Origin of the sequence: Halosaccharopolyspora lacisalsi, assembly GCF_014137975.1 — a bacterium.
Lineage (GTDB): Bacteria > Actinomycetota > Actinomycetes > Mycobacteriales > Pseudonocardiaceae > Halosaccharopolyspora > Halosaccharopolyspora lacisalsi.
This window is the reverse complement of the sequence record NZ_JACGWZ010000005.1, coordinates 391,391-411,969: the sequence shown is the minus strand read 5'-3', so window position 1 is coordinate 411,969 and position 20,579 is coordinate 391,391. Positions and strand designations below refer to the sequence as shown.

Sequence of the window (20,579 nt, the reverse complement as noted above, 5' to 3'; positions counted from 1 at the left end):
GGAGGAACCATGCACCTCGTCCGCTACCTGGCACCACAGGCTGCCGCACCCGAAGTCGGCGTGTGCCGCGAAAGTCACGTGACGCCACTGCGCGGTGTCGACACCGTCGCGGAGCTGTTGCGCCTGCCGTCGGTCGAGTTCCGCGAGCGGTTGGAAGCCCCACCCGAGACGACGCCCGTCCCGGTCTCCGACGTGCGGCTGCTCCCCCCGATCGACGGGCACACCGAAGTCTGGGCCGGCGGGGTGACCTACGAGCGCTCGCGAGGGGCCAGAGTGGCCGAGAGCAACGACGGCTCGATCTACGAGCAGATCTACGACGCCGCGCGTCCGGAGCTGTTCTTCAAGGCGCAACCCTGGCGCGTGGTCACCGACGGTGAGCCGGTCGCCATCCGCTCCGACTCCCCGCTCAACGTCCCGGAACCGGAACTGGCCCTGGTGCTCAACCGCGACGGCGAGATCCTCGGGCTGACCGCGTGCAACGACATGAGCTCCCGCTCCATCGAGGGCGACAACCCGCTCTACCTGCCCCAGGCCAAGATCTACAACGGCAGCTGCGGACTGGCCACCGGCATCCGTCCCGGCTGGCTGGTCGACGATCCGACCGACCTGGCGATCCGGATGACGATTCACCGCGACGGGGCCCAGGCGTGGCGCGGAGAGACCTCCACCGGCAAGCTGCACCGCACGCTGCGGGAGCTGGTCACCGCGCTGTTCGACGGCTGCGACTTCCCCGACGGCGCCGTGCTGGCCACCGGCACCGGCATCGTGCCCGAGCTGAACTTCACGCTCCGGGCCGGGGATCGCGTCGACATCGCCATCGACGGCGTGGCCGAACTGTCCAACCCCGTCGTACGGGGCCGCGAAGCGATGGCGTGGCTCGTCGAATCCCTGGACAAGCCCGAGCTGAGGAGGACACCGCGATGACGAGCACTTCCGACGACGAGCCCGCCAACCGCAGCCGTCACTGGTTCGGCGAGACGGGACGAGGTGGTTTCATCCACCGCTCCTGGATGCGCTCGCAGGGATTCACCGAGGAGGTCTTCGACGGCCGCCCCGTGATCGGCATCTGCAACACCTTCTCCGAGTTCACCCCGTGCAACGCGCACCTGCGCCATGTGGCCGACGCCGTCAAGCGCGGAGTGTGGCAGGCCGGTGGGTTTCCCGTGGAGTTCCCGGTCATGTCGCTCGGCGAGTCTCTGTTGCGCCCCACGGCCATGCTCTTTCGCAACCTGCTGTCCATGGACCTCGAGGAGTCGCTGCGGGGCAACCCCGTGGACGGCACGGTGCTGCTGACCGGATGCGACAAGACCACGCCCGGCTCCATCATGGGCGCGGCCAGCGTCGACCTCCCGACGATGGTGGTCACCGGTGGCCCCATGCTCAACGGCAAGTTCCGCGGCTGCGACATCGGCTCGGGAACGGCGGTGTGGCAGTACACCCAGGACCTCAACGCCGGCCGCATGAGCGAGGCCGACTACGCCGCCGCCGAAGCCGGTATGTCGCGCAGCAACGGGCACTGCATGACGATGGGCACCGCCTCGACCATGGCCTGCCTCACCGAGGCGATGGGCCTGTCGCTGCCCGGGTCGGCCGCGATACCGGCCGTGGACTCCCGCCGCTACGCCACCGCCCAGCGCGCCGGGCAACGCATCGTCGACATGGTCGGCGAGGACCTGCGGATCAGCCGGGTGGTCACCCAATCCGCACTGCGCAACGCCGTGATCGCCAACGCGGCCATCGGCGGGTCCACCAACGCCGTGATCCACCTGCTCGCCATCGCCGGACGCCTCGGTCTCCCGCTGCGGCTGGAGGACCTCGACGCCTGGAGCCGGGAGGTGCCGTGGCTGGCGAACCTGCAGCCCTCGGGGAGCTACCTCATGGAGGACTTCCACTACGCGGGCGGCCTGCCCGCCGTCCTGGCCGAGCTCACCGACCTGCTCGACGAGCGGGCGACGACGGTCACGGGTCACGGCCTGCTCGAGGAGCTCACCACCGCCGAACGCGTTCCCGAGACCGAGGTGATCCGGCCCCGCGGCCAACCTCTCGGCGTCGGCGCCGGCACCGCTATGCTCCGGGGCAACCTCGCCCCCGACGGGGCCGTCGTCAAGCAGTCGGCGGTGACGCCGCGGCTGCGTCAGCACCGGGGGCGTGCCCGGGTGTTCGCCAGCATCGAGGACTACGACGTCGCCGCCCAGGACCCCGACCTCGACGTGGATGCCGACACGGTGCTCGTCCTGCAGAACTCGGGCCCGCGCGGCTATCCCGGCATGCCGGAGGTCGGGAACCTCACCATCCCCCGCAAGCTCGCCGAGCAGGGCGTCGACGACATGGTGCGCATCTCCGACGCGCGCATGAGCGGCACGGCCTACGGCACCGTCGTCCTCCACGTCTGCCCCGAATCCGCCGTCGGCGGGCCGATCGCCCTCGTTCGCACCGGCGACTGGATCGAACTCGACGTCGAGCACCGCCGGTTGCACCTCGACGTGTCCGAGGAGGAACTGGCGCGCCGCCGCGAGGAGTGGGAACCGGCACCGCAGCGCGAGGAACGCGGCTGGTCGAAGCTCTACACCGAGCACGTGTTGCAGGCGGACCAGGGCTGCGACCTCGACTTCCTCGTCGGAAGCAGCGGTTCCACCGTCGCGCGGCAGTCGCACTGAACCGACGCCGGTGGTCGCCGTCGGCAGCTGACGGCGACCACCGGCGCGCTCCTCGGTGATCCAGAGCGGAAACGGCTCCCACCCAAGAAAGGCGAGCGGAGAACATGCCTCTCGTGCTGACCGCGGCAGCGATCACGGTCCTGCTGATCATGATCATGAAGTTCCGGGTTCACGCCTTCATCGCGCTGGCGGTCGTGTCCTTCCTGCTGGCACTGGCACTCGGCATGCCCCTGCCCGAGATCGCCGGGTCGATCGAGGACGGACTCGGCAGCACCCTGGCCTCGACCGGGCTGGTCTTCGGGTTCGGCGCGATTCTCGGCAGGCTGCTCGCCGACGCGGGTGGCGCCCAACGCATCTCCACGACGCTGGTCGACCGGTTCGGCCGGCGTCGAGTCCAGTGGGCCGTGGTCGTGGCGGCGCTGATCCTGGGTATCGCCCTGTTCTTCGAGGTCGGCATCGTGCTGCTGGTGCCGATCGTCTACCAGATGGCGAAGCAGGCGAAGGTCGACTTCCTGTACCTCGGCCTGCCGATGGGCACGGGGTTGTCCGTCATGCACGCCTTCCTTCCTCCGCATCCCGGGCCGACCGTGATCGCGGAGCAGTACGGGGCGAACATCGGCGCGGTCCTGCTGTACGGCTTCGTCATCGCCATCCCCACCGCCGTCATCGCCGGTCCGGCGTTCACGTACTTCGCCCGGAAGTACATACCCTCGGCGTTCACCAGGACCGAAGTCGGCGTCCTGGCGAAACTCGGCCAGGGCAAGCAGTTCGCCCCGGAGGACACGCCGAGCTTCACGTCGAGCACCCTGACAGCGCTCTTCCCCGTGCTGCTGATGTTCGGCTCGTCGGTCGTCACGCTCGTTCAGAAGGCGACGGGACTGCCGAAGAACTGGTTCTTCCACGCCGTGGAGCTGATCGGGCAGCCGACGACGGTCATGCTGCTGTCCGTCCTGCTCGCGATCCACACCATGGGCATCGCCCGGAAGATCCCCATGAGCCAGGTGATGCAGTCCGCCGAGGGCTCCGTCAAGGCGGTCGGCATGCTCCTGCTGATCCTCGGCATCAGCGGCTCGCTCAAGGAAGTGCTCATCGACGGGGGCGTCGGCGACTACGTCGCCGTTCTCTTCGAAGGCAGCAGCATCTCCCCGCTGCTGCTCGCGTGGCTGATCGCCGCGCTGCTGCGCCTGGCGCAGGGGTCGGCCACCGTGGCAGCGCTGACCACCGCCGGTCTGATCATCCCGCTGATCGAGGGCAGCGACGTGAACCTGGCCCTGCTCACCCTGGCGACGGGGGCCGGAAGCATCATCGCCTCGCACGTCAACGACACCGGGTTCTGGATCGTGCGGGAAGCCTTCGGCCTGACCGTGAAGGAGACCCTGGCCACCTGGACGGTCCTCGAAACGGTCATCTCCCTGTCCGGGTTCGGGTTCGTCCTGCTGCTCAGCCTCGTCGTCTGAGCAGATCAACTCTCGGCGGGGTTCGACCCCTCCCCCGAATCCCGCCGGCACACCGCCCATCCGGACCGTGTTCTGCGAGGCGACGAATACGGCGGCGACGTCATCGGATTCCGCGGGAAACCCGGGAGGATCGTCGAGGGCGGTTCCCGGACGACTCCGCACTCCTGTGTCCGAAAAGGATGAAATCGCTCTCGCATCGACGCACTTCGCCCGCTAGAGTCTCGTGCCGTTCCCCGTCCGGCCGTGCCATCGAATCGAAGGGCTCCATCGTGGAAGGCTTCCTCGCCCGCTCGCGCATCATCGCACCACACGGATGGAGTCGGTGGTTGGTGCCGCCCGCGGCGCTGGCGGTACACCTGTCCATCGGCCAGGTGTACGCCTGGAGCGTGTTCAAGTCTCCGCTGGAGACCGAGATGGGCCTGTCCGGAACGGCGAGCGCGCTGCCGTTCCAGCTGGGGATCGTCATGCTGGGGTTGTCCGCGGCGTTCGGCGGTACGCTGGTCGAGCGCAACGGTCCGCGCTGGGCGATGTTCGTCGCCACCGCGTGCTTCTCCTCCGGATTCCTCATCTCCGCGCTCGGGGTGGTGCTCGGCCAATACTGGTTGGTGGTGCTCGGCTACGGCGCGGTCGGCGGAATCGGCCTGGGCATCGGCTACATCTCCCCGGTGTCGACCCTGATGAAGTGGTTCCCGGACCGCCCCGGCATGGCCACCGGTATCGCCATCATGGGATTCGGTGGGGGTGCCCTGATCGCCTCACCCTGGTCGGCCGGGATGCTGTCCGCGTTCGGGGACGGGCGCGGAGCCATCGCGCAGTCCTTCCTCGTGCACGGACTGGTCTACGCGGTGTTCATGTCGCTCGGCGTCTTCCTGGTCCGGGTACCTCCGGAAGGATGGCGTCCGCGTGGCTGGGTACCAGCGGAGAAAGCGGCCACCTCCATGATCACCACGGCGAACGTGTCGGCGCGCAACGCCCTGCGCACCTCGCAGTTCTGGCTGTTGTGGGGCGTCCTGTGCCTGAACGTCACGGCGGGCATCGCCATCCTGGAGAAGGCTGCTCCGATGATCCGGAACTTCTTCGCCGCCACCGCGACACCGGTCGGGGCGGGGGCCGCGGCGGGATTCGTCGCACTGCTGTCGCTGGCGAACATGGCAGGACGGTTCGTGTGGTCGTCCATCTCGGATCTGGTGGGTCGCAAGAACGTGTACCGTCTCTACCTCGGGGTCGGTGCCCTGCTCTACCTGGTGATCGCGCTGGCCGGGGACACATCGCTACCGGTGTTCGTGCTCAGCGCGATGCTCATCATCTCCTTCTACGGCGGGGGGTTCTCGACGATCCCGGCCTATCTGAAGGACCTGTTCGGCACCTATCAGGTCGGAGCCATCCACGGTCGGCTGCTCACCGCCTGGTCCGCGGCCGGGATCCTCGGACCACTGGTGGTCAACGCGATCGCGGACGCGCAGGAACGCGCGGGAGCCTCCGGGCCGCAGTTGTACGCCCTCTCGCTCTACATCATGATCGGGCTGCTGATCGTCGGCTTCACGGCCAACGAGCTGGTGCGCCCGGTCGATCCGAAACACCACGAACCGGTTGCCGACGACGAGAACCGAGAGCGCCACGAGTCCGGTGAAGCGGAGGTGGAGAGATGAATGCGGAAAGCACACCCCCGAACCGAACCGCCCTGCTGGTGTTCGGCTGGGCGTGGGTCGGCCTCCCGTTCGCCTACGGCGTCTACGCGCTGGTCCAGAAAGTCACCCTGCTGTTCGCGGGATAAGACCGCACGCGTCTCACCCGGAGGCCCCGGGCCCCTCCCCGCTCGATCAGGGCCACCCCGGGCCGTTGGCGGTGCGGCCACCGTCGCCTCCGCCTCGTTGCCCGGAACTCGGCGTACTGGCAGGGACGCACCGGGCGCGGACCGGATCTGCCGGGTGGCGAGTACGCGCTCGACGATGTGATCCGGTGTCTCCGCGGCAGCAGCGGTCAGCGCGTGCTCGTCGGTGCTCAGCTCCTCCAGCGCGGCGGGGAAGAAGTGACCGTTCCTGCCCGCCAGGCGCTCGGCCAGCTCTTCACTACCGGCCCGCAGGTACAGGAGCAGCGCCGTCGCCGCACTGGCAGGCTGGCTGATTCACCTGCGCACCGGGAACGTACGAGATCCCCGCGCCGCCGAACTCGTTCCGCCGGCACAATCACCGGACGCTGCGCGACGAATCCTCTCCGCCCTCGGCCCCGACTTGGTCGACGACCACGAGCTGATCGTCGCCGTCGACAACTACGTCGACTACCTGACCACGACGAACGCGTAGGACACCAACCCGGGACCACCGGCCTGCTCGGCACCGGCGCTGCCCGCGACAGCCGCGAACCGGACCCGCACCAGTGCTCATCGGTGCTGGATCGCTTACGGTGCACCTTGATCTGGTTCCGCTGCTGGCCCGGAAGCGCGCGGGCCCGCCCGCACGAGGAGGGGCCCGCTTGACGACCGAACCGCCGTTGCTGCTGGCACTGGACTTCACGGGCACGTTCGCGTTCGCGCTCAACGGCGCGCTGACCGCGGTGCGCGCCGCACGGCTCGACATCGTCGGCGTCGTCGCTCTCGGCATGATCACCGCACTGGGGGGTGGCATCCTGCGCGACGTGCTCATCGACTCGGTACCTCCCGCCGCCTTCCGCGACTGGCGGTATCTGGTCCTGGCCGCAGGCGGCGGTCTGGTCGCGTTCGCCCTGAGCCAGTGGCTGCACCGGCTGGAAGTGCCGATCAACGTGCTCGACGCCATCGGGTTGAGCACGTTCGCGGTGATCGGCGCGAGCAAGGCGCTCGGAGCCGGACTGGGCATCGGGCCGGCGATCATCCTGGGGGCGATCACCGGGGTGGGCGGCGGCACCATCCGCGACACCCTGGTCCGGCGGATCCCGTCGGTGCTGCGCAGCGACCTCTACGCGATCCCCGCCCTGATCGGCGCGGCGGTCACGGTCGGCGCCATCCGCGCCGACCTCTACGGGGTGCCGGCCGCGCTGGCGGCGGTCGCCGCCTGCTTCACCGTGCGGATGATCGGGGTCCACTTCGGCCTGCAGGCTCCCGCACCACCCGGCAGACGCGACTGATCGAGGTTTTCGGTCGGATCGCCGGAACCGGTTCCGGAGCGAACGCGCCGTCGTGGCGGTGTGACTGCCAAAACGACGCGTTCACCCTTTGAGGCAGCGACCCGGGCCCTAACGACAAGCTGACCGGAAAACCCCCGCTCAGAACAGCAGCATCGCCACCGGCGTGGCCAGGACGAGCGACAGGACCACGCGCTCGAACCAGATGAGGATCATCTGCGGGACCGAGACGGGGATCCCCGTGGCGACCACGCAGGGAACCAGGGCCGAGAAGAAGACGATCTGCGACACCGACACGACGGCGACGATGAACGCCACCACCGGTGTCGCCCCCGCCGCCAGCAACGAGGGCAGGAACATCTCGGCGATGCCCACCGCGGAGGACTTGGCGAGCAGCAGTGGTTCGGGCACCTGAAGCGCCCAGGTGACGGGATAGAACAGGTAACCGAGCCAGTCGAAGACGGGAGTGTAGGTCGCCAGGACCAGCCCCACCAGGCCGATCGACAGGATCGAGGGCAGGATGGACATGGTCATGATCAAACCGTCTTTGAGGTTCCTCCCGACGTTGGCGGCCAACGACGGTGCGGCCGCCACGGTCTCGCGGGCGTCGCTCCAGGCGCGGGAGAAGCGCCCCGCCCCCGCCCCGTCCTCGGGCTGCGGGTGGACACCACCGACGTAGCTGTCACCGATCCTCGACAGCGGTGGGATCCGCACGGTCACGGTGGTCACCAGGAAGGTGATGGCCAGGCTCGTCCAGAAGTAGGTGTTCCAGATCGGCATGAGGCCCAGGGTCGCGGCCACGACCACCATGAACGTCGCCGAGACCGTGGAGAAACCGGTCGCGATGACGGCCGCCTCCCGCCCGGAGTACTTCCCCTCCCTGTACACGCGGTCCGTGATCAGCAGGCCGAGCGAGTAGCTGCCGACGAAGGAGGCCACGGCGTCGATGGCCGAACGTCCCGGAGTTCTCCAGACCGGACGCATAACGGGCTCGACCAGCACACCGATGTATTCGAGCAGCCCGTACCCCACGAGCAGCGCGAGAAAGACGGCCCCGAGCGGCACCAGCAGGCTCACCGGGACGGCGAGCGCGGTGAACAGGAACGGTCCCATGTCCGGTTCGAAGAGCCAGGCGGGACCGATGCCGAAGACGAGCATGACGCCGACGAGAAGGCCGACGAGTTTGAACCCCGAGAACACCGCGTCGGCGGTCGACCTCCTCCAGGTTCCCGTGATCAGCGGGTAGGCGGCACCGGCGAGGACGACGGCCAACGTGTAGTACGGCAGCACGTTCGGTACCGCGTCCTGCGCAGCCGTGACCACGTGATCGAGCAGGATGGAGCTCCGCCCGGCGATCTCGATCGGGACGAAGAACACGAAAGCCCCGAGGGAACTGTAGACGAAGAACTTCCACATGCTCGCGGAGTCCCTCGTCGAGGGCGCTCTGGTTTTCTCCTCGTGGTGGCGTCGAACTGCCATTTTCGGTCTCTCCGGTAACTCCGTCACGCCTGCTCGGGACTTCCGAGTCGCAAGACCATGACATGCGCAAACGGCCGTGTGGAACACACCGGTCCCCAACAGGCGTCTGAGATACCAGATGGATGTGCACCCGCCCACCACCGTGGCGGCGGCAAGTCCGGTTTTCCGACGACAGAGCGGCTCGTTCCCGACCCGAAGGCCGAAGCGAGCCGCTCCTTCCGAGGTGCCGATTCCTCACACGGCGCCCTGAACCTCCTTCTTGCGCTCCCGTGCCCGCTCGACCACGGCGGGCAGAATCTGGTGGATGTCGCCGATGACCGCGTAGTCCGCACGGGAGACCAGGGGCGCTTCGGGGTCGGTGTTGACCGCGAGAATGGACTTGGCGCCCATGCACCCCACCCAGTGCTGGGTCGCGCCGCTGATCCCGCACGCGATGTAGAGATCGGCGGCGATCTTCGTGCCCGTCAGTCCGACCTGATCGCTGTGCGGACGCCACCCGCTGTTCGTGGCCACCCGGGAACACCCGACGGCACCACCGAGCAGCCCGGCCAGCTCCTCCAGGCTCGCGAACCCTTCGGCGCTGCCGACCCCGCGCCCGCCGGAGACGATCACCCGCGCCGTGGCCAGGGAGGCCCCGGTACCGCTGGTGGTGCGCTCGACGAGCTTGCTGTGGACGAGGTCGTCGACGTGTTCGGGGACGAACGACTCGGTGGCGACCTCCCCGGGAGCCGTCACCTCGGTCGGCTCGACGGAGCCGGGCACGAGGCTGACGAACTTGACGGCTCCGGACAGCTCGGCCTCTTCGAGCAGCATCCCGCCACCGCGGACCCGTGTCAGGCTCCACTCCCGACCCGCGTCCACCTCGACGCAGTTGCTGGCGAACGCCTCGCCCGTGCGCGCGGCGGCGTGGGCCATGATCTCGTTGCCCCACTCGCTGCCGGCCGCGAGGACACCGGTGGCTCCGGCGCTTCGGATCAGCTCACCGAGGGCGGCACCCCGGACCTCGGGTGAGCAGTCGTCCGCGAACGGCCCTTCGATCCTGTGGAGCACGGACGCACCGTGCGCGGACAGCGTGGTCGTGAACTCACCCGTACCGAACGTGGCGGCGTGCACGGGCACGTCCAGCTTCGTCGCCAGCTCGTGGGCGAGGGCGAGTGCCTCTCGGGAAGCACCGGAGACGGCTCCCGAATCGTCTTCGACAAGGACGAGCAACATGGTTCAAACCATTCCCTTCTCGACAAGAAGGTCGACAACGGAGTCGGCGGCGTCGGCTCCGTATCCGAGCACGACGGTCTCCTTCGACTTCTCCGGAGGCTGACGCAAGCGCACCGTGCGCAGGCCGCCCTGGGGCACTTCCGGCCGCAGGGTGCGCACGGGCCCTTTCTTCGCCCGCAACCTGCCCTGAATACTGGGATAGCGCGGGAGGTTGAGTCCCTCCTTCACGGCGGTGATCGCCGGCAGCGGCGCCTGGTAGACCTCGATCCCCTCGGCGCTCTCCCGGCGCAGGAACACGTCCGTGCCCTCGGCGCCGACCTCGACGCCCTTGACGCCGCCGACGACGGGGCGCCCGAGCGAGCACGCGACCCGGACGCCGACCTGGTAGTTGCCCGCGTCGGCCGACTCGTTGCCGAGGAGGACGAGGTCGAAGGGTCCGTCCTCGGACTCCAGCGTCCCGATCGCTTCCGCCAGCGCCCTCGCCGTGGCCTCCGGGTCCTGCGCGCTCTGCTCGACGAGCACGCCGGCGTTGGCCCCCATCGACATCGCGTAGCGCAGTTGTTCCTCCACCTCGGGCGGTCCCGCGCTGAGCACGGTGACCTGGCCACCGTGCTCGGCGACGAGCCGCACCGCCTCCTCGACGGCGCACTCCTCGTGGGGACCGATGGTGAATCCGAGGTGGCGGGTGTCGATGTCCGTGCCGTCCTCGGTCAGCGAGAGCTTCCCGCCGGGAGCGGGGACCCGCTTGATGCAGACGAGTACCTTCATGGTCGTTCCTCCGTCAGGCCTTCATGCGCTCGTCGTCGGGGTCGAACAGCGGGGTGCGCCCGGCTCGCACGACCGTGACCGGGTACTGCTCGCCCATGTACTCGACGAGCAGCCCGGTGCCCTCCGCCGCGTACGGGGCGGGCAGGTACCCCATGAGCAGGTACTCGCCGAGCGAGGGCGCCGATCCGGCGCTGGTGACGTAGGAGCTCCTGGCCCTGCTGTCGACGATCCGCTCGCCGGTCGTGGTCAGGATCGGCGAGTGCGCCTGCGGGTACCGGCGCGTCCCGTTGGAGTCGGTGCACTCGTCCACCGTCAACGTGCACAACGTGGTGTCGGGACCCCGCTCACGGGCCCTGAGGTACGGCTCCTTGCCGACGAAGTCGGGCGACTTCACCTTCGGCAGGGCCAGCCCCGCCTCCACCGGGTTGTACTCGCTCTCGAGCTCGGCTCCCATGAGCCGGTAGCCCTTCTCCAGCCGACCCGTCGTGCCGTACACACCGATGCCCGCGGGCACGATGCCGTGTTCGCGGCCCGCCTCGAACAACGTGTCCCACAGCTTCAGCCCCTGGTCGAACGGGGCGTGCAGTTCCCATCCGAGGTCGCCGACGTAGGAGATCTTGAGGGCGAGGGTGGGCACCCCGTCCACGTCGATGTACCGAGCCGTGCCGAAGGGGAACGCCTCGGCCGAGACGTCGTCCTCGGTGACCGCCGAGAGCACGTCGCGAGCGCGCGGTCCCCAGAGCCCGATGGTGCACACCGCCGAGGTCACGTCGGTGAACACGACCGACCCGTCCGCGGGCAGGTGGTCGGTGAACCACTTCTTGTCGCGGGGGCCGTCGGAGCCACCGGCGATGATCCGGAAGGAGTCCGTGTCCAGCCGGATGATCGTCAGATCGCTGCGGAAACCACCGTTGTGGTCCAGGATCGGCGTGTAGACGCTCTTGCCGACGGGCTTGTCCACCTGGGCCAGGGCCATGCGCTGCAGGTAGTCCAGGGCACCCGGCCCGGAGACGTCGAACTGCGCGAAGGCCGTCAGGTCGATCACGCCCACGCGCTCGCGCAGGGCGAGGTGCTCGGCGTTGATGATCGGCGACCACCAGCGCGCGTCCCACTCGTGCGGGCGATCGTCGACGCGGTCGGCGTACTCCTCGAGCAGCGCCCTGTTCGACTCGTACCAGTGCGGCCGCTCCCAGCCACCGACCTCGAAGAACCTGGCGCCCAGTTCGACCTCGCGGGGGTGGAACGGGGAGAGCCGCTGCCCGCGGTTGGACTCCCACTGCTCGTTGGGGTGCACGATCCCGTAGATCTTGTTGAAGCCCTCGTCGGCGCGGGCCCGCACGTGCGTCGTGGTGCGCTGGTTCGGGTAGAAGCGGGCGATGTCGGCACCGTGCATGTCGACCTCGGTGCTGCCGTGGGTCATCCAGTCGGCGAGCACCTTGCCGACCCCGGGGCCCTCCTTGATCCAGACGGACGCGGCCGACCACAGGCCCTTGACCTCCGGCGTCTCACCCAGCACCGGGCCGCCGTCGGGGGTCAGCGACAGCAGACCGTTGATGGAGTGCCGAATCCCCGCACCGGGCGTGTTCAGGATCCCGGGGAACAGCTCCAGGGCGTCCTCCATCTGCGGGTCGAAGTCCTCCTGGGTGAACGGCAGCTGGGTGGGAGAGAGCTGCGCGGCCTCGTAGGACGGGATGTCGTCGGGCTCGTGCAGGATCGCCCGGTGCGCGTAGGAACCGACCTCGAGATCGGCACCGCTCTGCCGCTCGTACATGAGCGGGTCCATGTCGCGCACGATCGGGTAGCCGATCTCGGAGTGGGTCTCGGCGAGCTCCGGGATGGGTCCGACGTCGATCAGCTGGTGCACGACAGGGACGAGCGGGATCCGGGCACCGGCCATCCGCGCGATGCGCGGGCTCCACACCCCGCACGCGACGACGACCGTGTCGGTGTCGATGTCACCGCGGTCGGTGCGGACCTTCGAGATCCGGCCACCGCTGGTGTCGATGCCGCTGACCTCGGTGTTGGCCGAGACGGTCAGCGCCCCGAGACCCTGGGCCTGCTCCCGCATGAGCGCCCCGCTCTGCAACGGGTCGACCACCGCCGCCGAGGGGGTCCAGAAACCGAGCTTGACGATGCTCGTGTCGACGAAGGGGACGAGTTCGGCCACCCTCTCGGGGCTGATGAGTTCGGAGTGGATTCCCCACGCCTTCGCCGAGGCCATCCGGCGCTTGAGTTCCTCGACGCGTTCCTCGGTGCGGGCGACCTCGATACCGCCCGACGTGGTCAGCATGCCCAGCTTCTCGTACTGGTGCATCGAGTCCACGGTGATCGCGGTGATCTCCTTGGAGTGGTCGACGGGGAAGATGAAGTTGGAGGCGTGCCCGGTCGAACCTCCCGGGTCGGGCAGCGGCCCCTTGTCCAGCAGCACGATGTTGTGCCAGCCGGCCTGCGCGAGGTGGTGGGCCACCGAGTTACCCGCGATTCCGGCACCGATGACGACGACGTCGGCGCTGTCAGGCAGCGTGTTCATGAGGGCTCCAATCGGGTGTTGTGGACATCGGATGCGCTAGAGCACTGCCCGTATCTCCTGTTCGAATCCGGTGACGTGGTCGCGCATGATCTGCTGCGCCGCCGCGAAGTCGCCGTCGCTCACGGCGGTGAGCAGGTCGCGATGGCCGTCGATGGCGTGCTCGAGCCGGTCGAGGTCGTCGAGCACGAAAAACCACATCCGCAGGCTGTGCACGTAGTACTCGTCGAGCGTGGCGATGAGGTACGGGTTGTGCGTCGCCCGGTGCACGACGTGGTGGATGCGCAGATCCAGTCGGATCAGCTCCCGGTGATCGGGTCCGGTCGTGCCACGTGCGTCGAGGTCCTCCAGGACTCCGGCGATGGCGTCGTGGTCCTCGACGGTGGCCCGTTTCGCCGCCAGGTAGCCCGCGTGGGACTCGAGCTCGACGCGGACTTCGCTGATGGCGCTGAGCGCACCGAGGTCGAGGTGACTGGCGAACGTTCCACGCCGGGCCACGACGTGCACGAGCCGGTCGTCGGCGAGCTTGCTCAACGCTTCCCGCAGGGGGGTTCGTCCCACCTCGAGCTCCTCCTGGAGGGCGCGCTCGTCGATGGTCTCCCCCGGCCGGATCCGCAGCGTGATCAACCGCTCCCGGAGCAGGTAGTACGCCTTCTCGCTGAGGCTGGCCACGCTGGTGCGGCCGGGCTCGACCGTGACCAGATCGGGCAGCGGGTACCTGCCTGATCCGGGGCGCACTTCTGTGATCTCCATCACAGCCATATCGTAGATATATCACGCTCCATACGCAACGCGTTGCTTCATCCGAAACAAAATTTCTCAGTCGACCGAGTCTGCGGTGCCACGCAACGGCCGAGCGCCCCAGGATCGCCCCCACCTCTTCGGGCGGGCTCGTGAGCAGGAACTTCGACATGCCTCGACGTATCACCGCCTGTGGTCGCGGCGGCGTATCGACGCTTCGCTCGGGGACTCGCCCCGTCCCGGATGCACCCGGCCCCTCGCAAAGATCGCTCGATCGAGGGACATCGTGGGACACCGGCCCGGAACCACGACGTGCCCGTACGACGCTCCTCTCGGAACCGACGAAGGAGGTCCCTCTTGAGCACGGACCCGCTGGAGCTCATCCAGCACGAGATCGCGGGTGTGCTGACCCGCACCGACCGGGACGAGATCGAACGCGTCGCGGAGGAACTCGCCGACGCCGAGCGGATCCTCGTCACCGGCTCCGGGCGATCCGGGTTCATGGCGCACGCCTTCGCGATGCGACTGGTCCACCTGGACCTACGAGTCCACGTCGTCGGCGAGACGACGGCTCCCGCGCTCGCGGCGGGCGACGCTCTCGTGGCGGTCTCCGGTTCGGGCACCACGACGGGAACCGTGCGGGCCGCCGAGGAGGCCGTCCGAGCCGGTGGCCGGGTGCTGGCGATCACCACGGACGCCGGTTCGCCGCTGGCGGAGTCGGCCTCGACCCTGCTGACCGTGCCCGCAGCGACGAAGCACCGCGGGGCGGACGAGGCCGCGACGATGCAGCCGCTGTCCAGCCTGTTCGACCAGGCACTGCACCTGGTCCTCGACGCCGCGTGCTTGCGGCTGGCCGAGCTCCGCGCGGTCGACAACACCAGCGCCAGGGCCGCACACGTGACCACGGAACGAGCCGCCCGCCCGGCGGCACCAACCGCGAGGTTTGGCGCGCTCGGTCGCGGTGGCTACAGTACGGCTCGTGCTGATTCGGGAAGCTGCTGAGCAGGACTGGCCCCGCATTTACCCGTTCTTCTCCGAGATCGTGGCCGGCGGCCGGACCTACGCCTATCCGGAGAACCTCTCGTCGGAGGAAGCGCGCGGGTACTGGATGAAACGACCTCCGGGCCGGACCGTGGTGGCCGTCGACGGTGACGCGGTGCTGGGGTCGGCGACGATGGGACCGAACCGTCCCGGGCGGGGGTCCCACATCGCCACCGGCAGTTTCATGGTCGACCCGCACCAGCAGAGCCGGGGTGTCGGTCGGGCTCTCGGCAACGACCTGCTCGAATGGGCCCGCGCGGCGGGCTACCACGGCATCCAGTTCAACGCGGTCGTGGAGACCAACGAGTCCGCGGTGCACCTGTGGCAGTCGCTGGGCTTCCGGATCCTGACCACCGTCCCGGAAGCTTTCGACCACGCCGAGCACGGACTCGTCGGTCTCCACGTCATGTTCCAGCGACTGAAGTGACGACGCCTCCGGGACCCGCCGGAGGCGTTTCGGGCGAACGATCTCGCATCTTGGTCCGGCGGCTCGACGGGCGCTCGCTCAATCGCCCTTGACGTTGACCAGCTGGTGCAGCACGTGCCGTACCTCCACCAGGTCGGACGCGTCGGTCATCACCTGGTCGATGTCCTTGTACGCGGCGGGAATCTCGTCGAGGAACGCCTCGGTGTCGCGAAACTCGATACCGGCCATCGCCTTCCGCAACTGCTCGTGGGTGAACTTCTTCCGCGCCGCCGACCGCGAGTGGTTGCGGCCGGCACCGTGCGGAGAGGAGTTCAGCGACGGCTTGTTGCCCTTGCCCTCCACCACGTAGGAGGCGGTGCCCATGCTGCCCGGGATCAGGCCGGGCTTACCCTCGCTCGCCTCGATCGCGCCCTTGCGCGAGACCCACACCTGCCTGCCCCAGTGCTTCTCCCGCTCGGTGAAGTTGTGATGGCAGTTGATCCGCTCCTGCTCGATCACGTCCGTCCCGGCCCACTCCGACAGGCAGTCGACCACGCGGTCCATCATCTCCTCGCGGTTGAGCAGCGCGAAGTGCTGCGCCCACCGCAGCTGGCGGATGTAGCACCAGAACTCGTCGGTGTCCTCGACGAGATAGGACAGATCCTTGTTCGGCAGCGGGATCCACCACTTCTCGCACAGCTGCTGGGCCACCTTGATGTGGTGCTGGGCGATCTTGTTGCCCACCCCGCGAGAGCCGGAGTGCAGGAACAGCCACACCCGGTCCTGCTCGTCGGCGGTGACCTCGATGAAGTGGTTGCCGGAGCCGAGGGTGCCGAGCTGGTGCTTCCAGTTGCCCGCGTACTCGGCCGGGTCGAACCCGTCCTCGGTCGCCTTGGCAAAGAGCTCCTCGCAGCGCTTGACCGCCGTATCGGTCAGCTCGCGGTTGTACTTGCCCGCCGACAGCGGGACCGCGTGCTCGATCGACTCGCGCAGAGCGCCCAACCCACGACGACCCTTGCCGGCGCGCCGCGTCAGCTTGGCCTTGTCGAACTGGGTGCGCACCGCGATCATGCCGCATCCGATGTCGACGCCGACGGCGGCGGGAATGATCGCCCGCAGGGTGGGGATGACCGAACCGACGGTGGATCCCTTGCCCAGGTGCGCGTCCGGCATGAGGGCCAGGTGCGGGTACACGAACGGCATGCTCGCCGTCATCTCCGCCTGCTGCCGGGTCTCGTCGTCGACGATCGACGCCCAGTTCCACAGCCGCTTGCTGATCTGCTCCATGCTGACCAGTATCCCGATCCCGCAACCGAATTCGAGCGGACACGACATCGCGGCTCCCGAAGGGTGAACGCGTCGTTGCCAAGGCGCTGCGCTGCACCACCGCCAAGGTCTCCTACATCGAGACCGCCGAACGACCCGTCGTGCTGCGAGACCTGGAAGAAGTGCTGCTTTCGCTCCACCGGGTACCGGAGGAGCGCTGACCGACCTACCTCGAAGCGGCCGGGGAATCCTGCCGGAAGGGCTGGTGGGAAAGCTACGACTCCGACGCCCTCCCGACTGGTCCTCCCTTTTCGTCGGCCTCGAACAGGGCGCTTCGCAAATCCGCACCTACGAAGCTCAGCTCGTGCCAGGACTGCTTCAGACACGCGATTACGCGCAAGCAGTAGCCCAACGCGGAACCGCAGAGCGAGCACAAGAGCAAATCGACCAACATGTAGAAGTTCGTTGGGGAAGACAGGAAGCACCATCCCGCAGCGACGCGCCCCTGCACCTGTGGGTAGTGCTCGACGAAGCAGCTTTACGCCGTGTCGTGGACGGTCGGGAGGTGATGTGCGACCAACTCGTCCATCCGCTCACGATGAGTAAACTACCGGAGGTCACCATTCAAGTGATTCCCTCCGACAGAGGCGCCCACCCCGGCATGACCGGTCCCTTCACCATGCTGGGCTTTCCGCGGGACCGTGATCCAGGAGTGGTTTACCTGGAATACAGGTCCGGAGCTCTCCATCTCGAAGAAGCGCACGCGATCGAGAGTCACAACGTGGCTTTCGAACACCTCTGCGCACTGGCACTACCTCCAGACGAATCGATTAGCGTGATCCGAACTGTCGCGAAGGAGTACCCACGACCGAGGACTTACGGACGAAACCGGCTTGGCGCAAGAGCAGTCACAGCGCCGACCAGGGCCCCTGCGTCGAGGTGGCCTCCCCGATCGGGGGTGTGGCCGCGCGGGACTCGAAGGACCCCGACGGCGACGTCCTGGTGTTCAGCCCGGCCACCTGGAACGCCTTCCTGGCCACCGCCAGGCGCGGCTCCCTCGACCGGTGAACGCGTCGTTGTGGTGGTGTGACCACCAAAACGACGCGTTCCACTAATCGAGCCGCTGGAGACACGGCTGGACGACGACCGGGCACGCGTCCCTCGGATTCGAGCGGGAGTGACCCGGCATCCGAACAGCGCCCCCGAGCGCGTCCTAGCACACGTCGCGCGTCGTGTTGACCAGCTCGTTGTCGGTGAAGGTGACGTTGTCACCACACGGCCGCTCGACGATCGCCGAGTCGGTGACCGTGAGGTTGTGCACGGTCACGTCCCTGGTGTTCGGGAAATCGGAACGAGCCGCGACCCGAATGCTTCCCGGGCCCGCGACGCTGCCTCCCCCGGAGGCGATTTCGACGTTGTAGCAGTTCTCGACCAGAATGGCGTTGTTGCCGGTATCGGCGATGTCCACCCGCTCGATCACCGCGCCGCCGCTTTCGGAAACGCAGAACACTCCGCGACCACCACCGCGCGCGACCACCTCACCGACGTGGATGTTGACCGGGTAGCCGCCGTCGATCCGGCCGTTGCGGTTGGCCATCCGGAACGCGGCGTAGCCGGTTCCCGTGCCGACGTTGGTGGCGTCCACCGCGCCCACCGTGGCGTTGACGGTGTCATTGAGCAGCACGCCCGAATGCGCGACGTCCTTCGCCACGACGGTCCCTATCTCCAGGCCGTCCACGCCGTAGGTCTCCACTCCGTGGCTACCGGCGCCCTCGACGTGGACCGAGTCGATCCGCACGTTCCTCGTGGGCTCGCCTCGGTCGGCGTGGTTGTCGATCCGGATGCCCAGGCCACCGGAGAGCCGCAGTTCGATGTCTCCCAGGTGGACGTCGGAGCCGTTCCGGAAGAAGACGCCGAAGTACGGCGCGCCGGTGACGGTGAGGTGCTGTACCTCGACGTGGGACGCGTGTCTGCCGCGCACGGCCGCGTTGCCCGCGGATACCGACCCGGTCACGTCGATCGTGCCGCAGACGTCGAGCACGGTGTAGCTGGGCAGGTCCACCGACCGACTGGCGCTCATGGTGCCCGAATTCCAGACGACGGCTCGCTCCTTCTGAGTGCGCCCCTGGGTGAGACTGTCCACGGCCGCCTGTATCGCCGCGCGCATGTTCGCGCCACTGTAGACGACGCTGTCGCCGTTGCTCGCCTCCCAGGAACCGTCGTCGGTCCGGTACGCCGAAGCCTGGTAAGAGCCGCTGCCGCACTCCTGCGGGGCGGCGGATTCGGTTGTCGCGGCCGTTGCTCCCGAGGCGGGGACGCACAATGCCAGCGCGGCCAGCACGGCCGCTGCCAGCACCGGCCGTCGGCGCCCGCCGAGGGCGGCCATTCCACTTCGCATGTCCACTCCGTATTCGTTTCGGGGATGATTCACCGCGAATCGTGAGCACGCTCGCCCGCCTCCGGGCTATTCAGCGCATTCGAACTCTCCACCCCGTGCGGAACGGACGGCGAAAAGAATGTCGACACGGAAACCATCCGGCCGTTCGCGGTTCGCGCCGACCAACCGACGCGCCGAGTATACTGAGACACCGATCGAGTGGTGTCAACAATCGAATACGTTCGACGATGTCGATCGGTCCGAATGCCCGAACGATTCTCGGCGTTCGCGGGAAAACACGGATCCCGACAGCCACCGGAACGCGGCGACCGGAAACGACCGTTCCGACACCCGATGCGGTTCGTGATCAAGCTGCGGAACCGATTCACTCGAATGCACGCTATCCTGCTCTGGGAGCGCTTCCGAACACGACTCACCAGGACCACGCGACCCCTCGGCGTCCGGGAAGAGCTCGCGGGACAGCACCGGACACGCACCGGCGACCATGCGCGGAGCGGACCGCCCGAGGGACCGCCCCTTCGCGGGAGCCGGCCACGTCCGCAGTGCACGAAGGTGGCCGAGACACGCTCCCAGTTCTGGCGCCGCCCGCGCGCGGTCCTCGACGCGGGACGGGGTTGTTCCGCAGCACCGTCCCGCACCGGAGCCGGTTCGTGCGGTCCACCCGTGGCCCGGCCGCACGGACCGGCTCCCCGCAGGAATCCAGGAAAGGACGTGCATTCCCATGCTCGACAAGCACCGTGGACGCCGGCTGGCCGCGACGCTGCTGGCCGTGCCCGTCCTGACGCTGACCTCGACCGCCCCCGTCCCTCGCCTCGGCACAACCCGCGGCCGAAACCCTGTGCGGCGAGTACGCCTCGACGGCGGTGCAGGACGGCGGATGCATCGTGCAGAACAACCGCTGGGGAGCTCGGACCGAACAGTGCATCGACGTGTCCGGCACCTCCTTCACCGTGACCACCGCCGAACACGACAAGGCGACCAACGGAGCTCCGGCCGGATACCCGTCGATCTACGCGGGTTGCCACTACCAGAACTGCACCACCGGTGACGACCTACCGCTTTCCGTCGCCGACATGGGAACCGTGACCAGCGACTGGTCCACCACGACTCCGCAGCAGGGCACCTACAACGTCGCCTACGACCTGTGGTTCGATCCCGATCCGCAGCAGCCCGCGCAGAACGCGGCCGAACTGATGATCTGGCTGGACCACCGGGGCGACGTCCAACCGATCGGCTCTCCCGTGGCCACGGTGACCATCGACGGAGCGCGGTGGGAGGTCTGGACCGGCGACACCGGTTGGAACGTGATCAGCTACGTCCGGGTGCAGCCCACCGACGACGTCGACGACCTCGACCTCGCCGCGTTCAGCGAGGACGCCGTCCGGCGGGGTTCCGTCGGTGAGAACTGGTACCTGACCAGCGTTCAGGCTGGCTTCGAGCCGTGGATCGGCGGCGCGGGCCTGGCCACCGACGACTTCGCGCTGAACGTCAGCTGACACCGACCGCCGGAAAGGAGTCGACATGC

16 protein-coding genes and 2 pseudogenes are annotated in these 20,579 nt (G+C 68.3%); 11 read left to right on the top strand and 7 right to left on the bottom strand.

What is annotated here, in order from left to right:
- Window positions 1-9: 9 nt before the first annotated feature.
- The 6 genes from FHX42_RS18575 to FHX42_RS18555 all read left to right on the top strand — a co-directional run bounded on the left by FHX42_RS18575 (window position 10) and on the right by FHX42_RS18555 (window position 7,216).
- A complete protein-coding gene (locus tag FHX42_RS18575) occupies window positions 10-924 on the top strand; it encodes a fumarylacetoacetate hydrolase family protein (RefSeq protein ID WP_182545672.1) in 915 nt (304 codons plus the stop codon).
- Entirely contained in the window at window positions 921-2,657 is a 1,737-nt protein-coding gene (locus FHX42_RS18570; protein ID WP_182545671.1) for an IlvD/Edd family dehydratase, read from the top strand. The genes FHX42_RS18575 and FHX42_RS18570 overlap by 4 nt, the downstream gene beginning before the upstream one ends.
- A 104-nt stretch (window positions 2,658-2,761) precedes the next feature.
- Window positions 2,762-4,114 (top strand): gluconate:H+ symporter, encoded by a 1,353-nt coding sequence (locus FHX42_RS18565; RefSeq protein ID WP_182545670.1) that lies wholly within the window; start codon window positions 2,762-2,764, stop codon window positions 4,112-4,114.
- Window positions 4,115-4,380: 266 nt separating this feature from the next.
- Window positions 4,381-5,763: an L-lactate MFS transporter gene (locus FHX42_RS18560; RefSeq protein ID WP_182545760.1), complete on the top strand. Its 1,383-nt coding sequence runs from the start codon at window positions 4,381-4,383 to the stop codon at window positions 5,761-5,763.
- The gene (locus FHX42_RS27155; protein ID WP_268898408.1) at window positions 5,760-5,888 is read left to right on the top strand and encodes an MFS transporter small subunit; all 129 of its coding nucleotides are present in this window, start codon (window positions 5,760-5,762) and stop codon (window positions 5,886-5,888) included. The genes FHX42_RS18560 and FHX42_RS27155 overlap by 4 nt, the downstream gene beginning before the upstream one ends.
- A gap of 698 nt (window positions 5,889-6,586) precedes the next feature.
- The gene (locus FHX42_RS18555; protein WP_182545669.1) at window positions 6,587-7,216 is read left to right on the top strand and encodes a trimeric intracellular cation channel family protein; all 630 of its coding nucleotides are present in this window, start codon (window positions 6,587-6,589) and stop codon (window positions 7,214-7,216) included.
- A 138-nt stretch (window positions 7,217-7,354) separates the two neighbouring features.
- Here FHX42_RS18555 and FHX42_RS18550 read toward each other — a convergent pair whose 3' ends face one another.
- The 5 genes from FHX42_RS18550 to FHX42_RS18530 all read right to left on the bottom strand — a co-directional run bounded on the left by FHX42_RS18550 (window position 7,355) and on the right by FHX42_RS18530 (window position 13,955).
- Window positions 7,355-8,692, bottom strand: coding sequence for a YjiH family protein (locus FHX42_RS18550; RefSeq protein WP_182545668.1), 1,338 nt, complete (start codon window positions 8,690-8,692; stop codon window positions 7,355-7,357).
- Window positions 8,693-8,926: 234 nt separating this feature from the next.
- Window positions 8,927-9,907, bottom strand: a complete 981-nt coding sequence (locus FHX42_RS18545) for an electron transfer flavoprotein subunit alpha/FixB family protein (protein ID WP_182545667.1) — start codon at window positions 9,905-9,907, stop codon at window positions 8,927-8,929.
- A 3-nt stretch (window positions 9,908-9,910) separates the two neighbouring features.
- The gene (locus FHX42_RS18540) at window positions 9,911-10,675 is read right to left on the bottom strand and encodes an electron transfer flavoprotein subunit beta/FixA family protein (protein WP_182545666.1); all 765 of its coding nucleotides are present in this window, start codon (window positions 10,673-10,675) and stop codon (window positions 9,911-9,913) included.
- A gap of 13 nt (window positions 10,676-10,688) precedes the next feature.
- Entirely contained in the window at window positions 10,689-13,205 is a 2,517-nt protein-coding gene (locus tag FHX42_RS18535) for a GcvT family protein (RefSeq protein ID WP_182545665.1), read from the bottom strand.
- 36 nt (window positions 13,206-13,241) lie between these two features.
- Window positions 13,242-13,955, bottom strand: coding sequence for a GntR family transcriptional regulator (locus FHX42_RS18530; RefSeq protein WP_235987550.1), 714 nt, complete (start codon window positions 13,953-13,955; stop codon window positions 13,242-13,244).
- Window positions 13,956-14,300: 345 nt separating this feature from the next.
- On the opposite strand from FHX42_RS18530, the gene hxlB reads away from it, so the two are divergent.
- Window positions 14,301-14,945, top strand: a complete 645-nt coding sequence (hxlB, locus tag FHX42_RS18525; RefSeq protein WP_220480525.1) for a 6-phospho-3-hexuloisomerase — start codon at window positions 14,301-14,303, stop codon at window positions 14,943-14,945.
- Window positions 14,923-15,411, top strand: coding sequence for a GNAT family N-acetyltransferase (locus FHX42_RS18520; RefSeq protein ID WP_182545662.1), 489 nt, complete (start codon window positions 14,923-14,925; stop codon window positions 15,409-15,411). The genes hxlB and FHX42_RS18520 overlap by 23 nt, the downstream gene beginning before the upstream one ends.
- A gap of 78 nt (window positions 15,412-15,489) precedes the next feature.
- Here FHX42_RS18520 and FHX42_RS18515 read toward each other — a convergent pair whose 3' ends face one another.
- A complete protein-coding gene (locus FHX42_RS18515; protein ID WP_220480523.1) occupies window positions 15,490-16,725 on the bottom strand; it encodes an RtcB family protein in 1,236 nt (411 codons plus the stop codon).
- Window positions 16,726-16,921: 196 nt separating this feature from the next.
- Between FHX42_RS18515 and FHX42_RS27875 the strand changes: the two are divergent.
- Both FHX42_RS27875 and FHX42_RS18510 read left to right on the top strand, forming a co-directional pair.
- A pseudogene (locus FHX42_RS27875) lies at window positions 16,922-17,488 on the top strand (DUF5753 domain-containing protein); the annotation flags it as partial.
- Window positions 17,489-17,559: 71 nt separating this feature from the next.
- A pseudogene (locus tag FHX42_RS18510) lies at window positions 17,560-17,724 on the top strand (DUF397 domain-containing protein); the annotation flags it as partial.
- Between the two features lie 145 nt (window positions 17,725-17,869).
- Here the strand turns inward: FHX42_RS18510 and FHX42_RS18505 are convergent.
- Window positions 17,870-19,054 carry a right-handed parallel beta-helix repeat-containing protein gene (locus FHX42_RS18505; protein WP_235987455.1) on the bottom strand — a complete coding sequence of 395 codons (1,185 nt, stop codon included), beginning with the start codon at window positions 19,052-19,054 and terminating at the stop codon, window positions 17,870-17,872.
- An 863-nt stretch (window positions 19,055-19,917) separates the two neighbouring features.
- Between FHX42_RS18505 and FHX42_RS18500 the strand changes: the two genes are divergently transcribed.
- The gene (locus tag FHX42_RS18500) at window positions 19,918-20,550 is read left to right on the top strand and encodes a GH12 family glycosyl hydrolase domain-containing protein (protein WP_328796401.1); all 633 of its coding nucleotides are present in this window, start codon (window positions 19,918-19,920) and stop codon (window positions 20,548-20,550) included.
- Window positions 20,551-20,579 lie beyond the last annotated feature (29 nt).

Bases quoted from the DNA above. Each gene is read 5' to 3' on its own strand.
- FHX42_RS18545 (WP_182545667.1), bottom strand. From the start codon at position 9,907: ATGTTGCTCGTCCTTGTCGAAGACGATTCGGGAGCCGTCTCCGGTGCT.
- FHX42_RS18515 (WP_220480523.1), bottom strand. From the start codon at position 16,725: ATGTCGTGTCCGCTCGAATTCGGTTGCGGGATCGGGATACTGGTCAGC.
- FHX42_RS27155 (WP_268898408.1), top strand. From the start codon at position 5,760: ATGAATGCGGAAAGCACACCCCCGAACCGAACCGCCCTGCTGGTGTTC.
- FHX42_RS18575 (WP_182545672.1), top strand. From the start codon at position 10: ATGCACCTCGTCCGCTACCTGGCACCACAGGCTGCCGCACCCGAAGTC.
- FHX42_RS18570 (WP_182545671.1), top strand. From the start codon at position 921: ATGACGAGCACTTCCGACGACGAGCCCGCCAACCGCAGCCGTCACTGG.
- FHX42_RS18535 (WP_182545665.1), bottom strand. From the start codon at position 13,205: ATGAACACGCTGCCTGACAGCGCCGACGTCGTCGTCATCGGTGCCGGA.
- FHX42_RS18540 (WP_182545666.1), bottom strand. From the start codon at position 10,675: ATGAAGGTACTCGTCTGCATCAAGCGGGTCCCCGCTCCCGGCGGGAAG.
- FHX42_RS18505 (WP_235987455.1), bottom strand. From the start codon at position 19,054: ATGCGAAGTGGAATGGCCGCCCTCGGCGGGCGCCGACGGCCGGTGCTG.
- FHX42_RS18550 (WP_182545668.1), bottom strand. From the start codon at position 8,692: ATGGCAGTTCGACGCCACCACGAGGAGAAAACCAGAGCGCCCTCGACG.
- FHX42_RS18565 (WP_182545670.1), top strand. From the start codon at position 2,762: ATGCCTCTCGTGCTGACCGCGGCAGCGATCACGGTCCTGCTGATCATG.
- FHX42_RS18530 (WP_235987550.1), bottom strand. From the start codon at position 13,955: ATGGAGATCACAGAAGTGCGCCCCGGATCAGGCAGGTACCCGCTGCCC.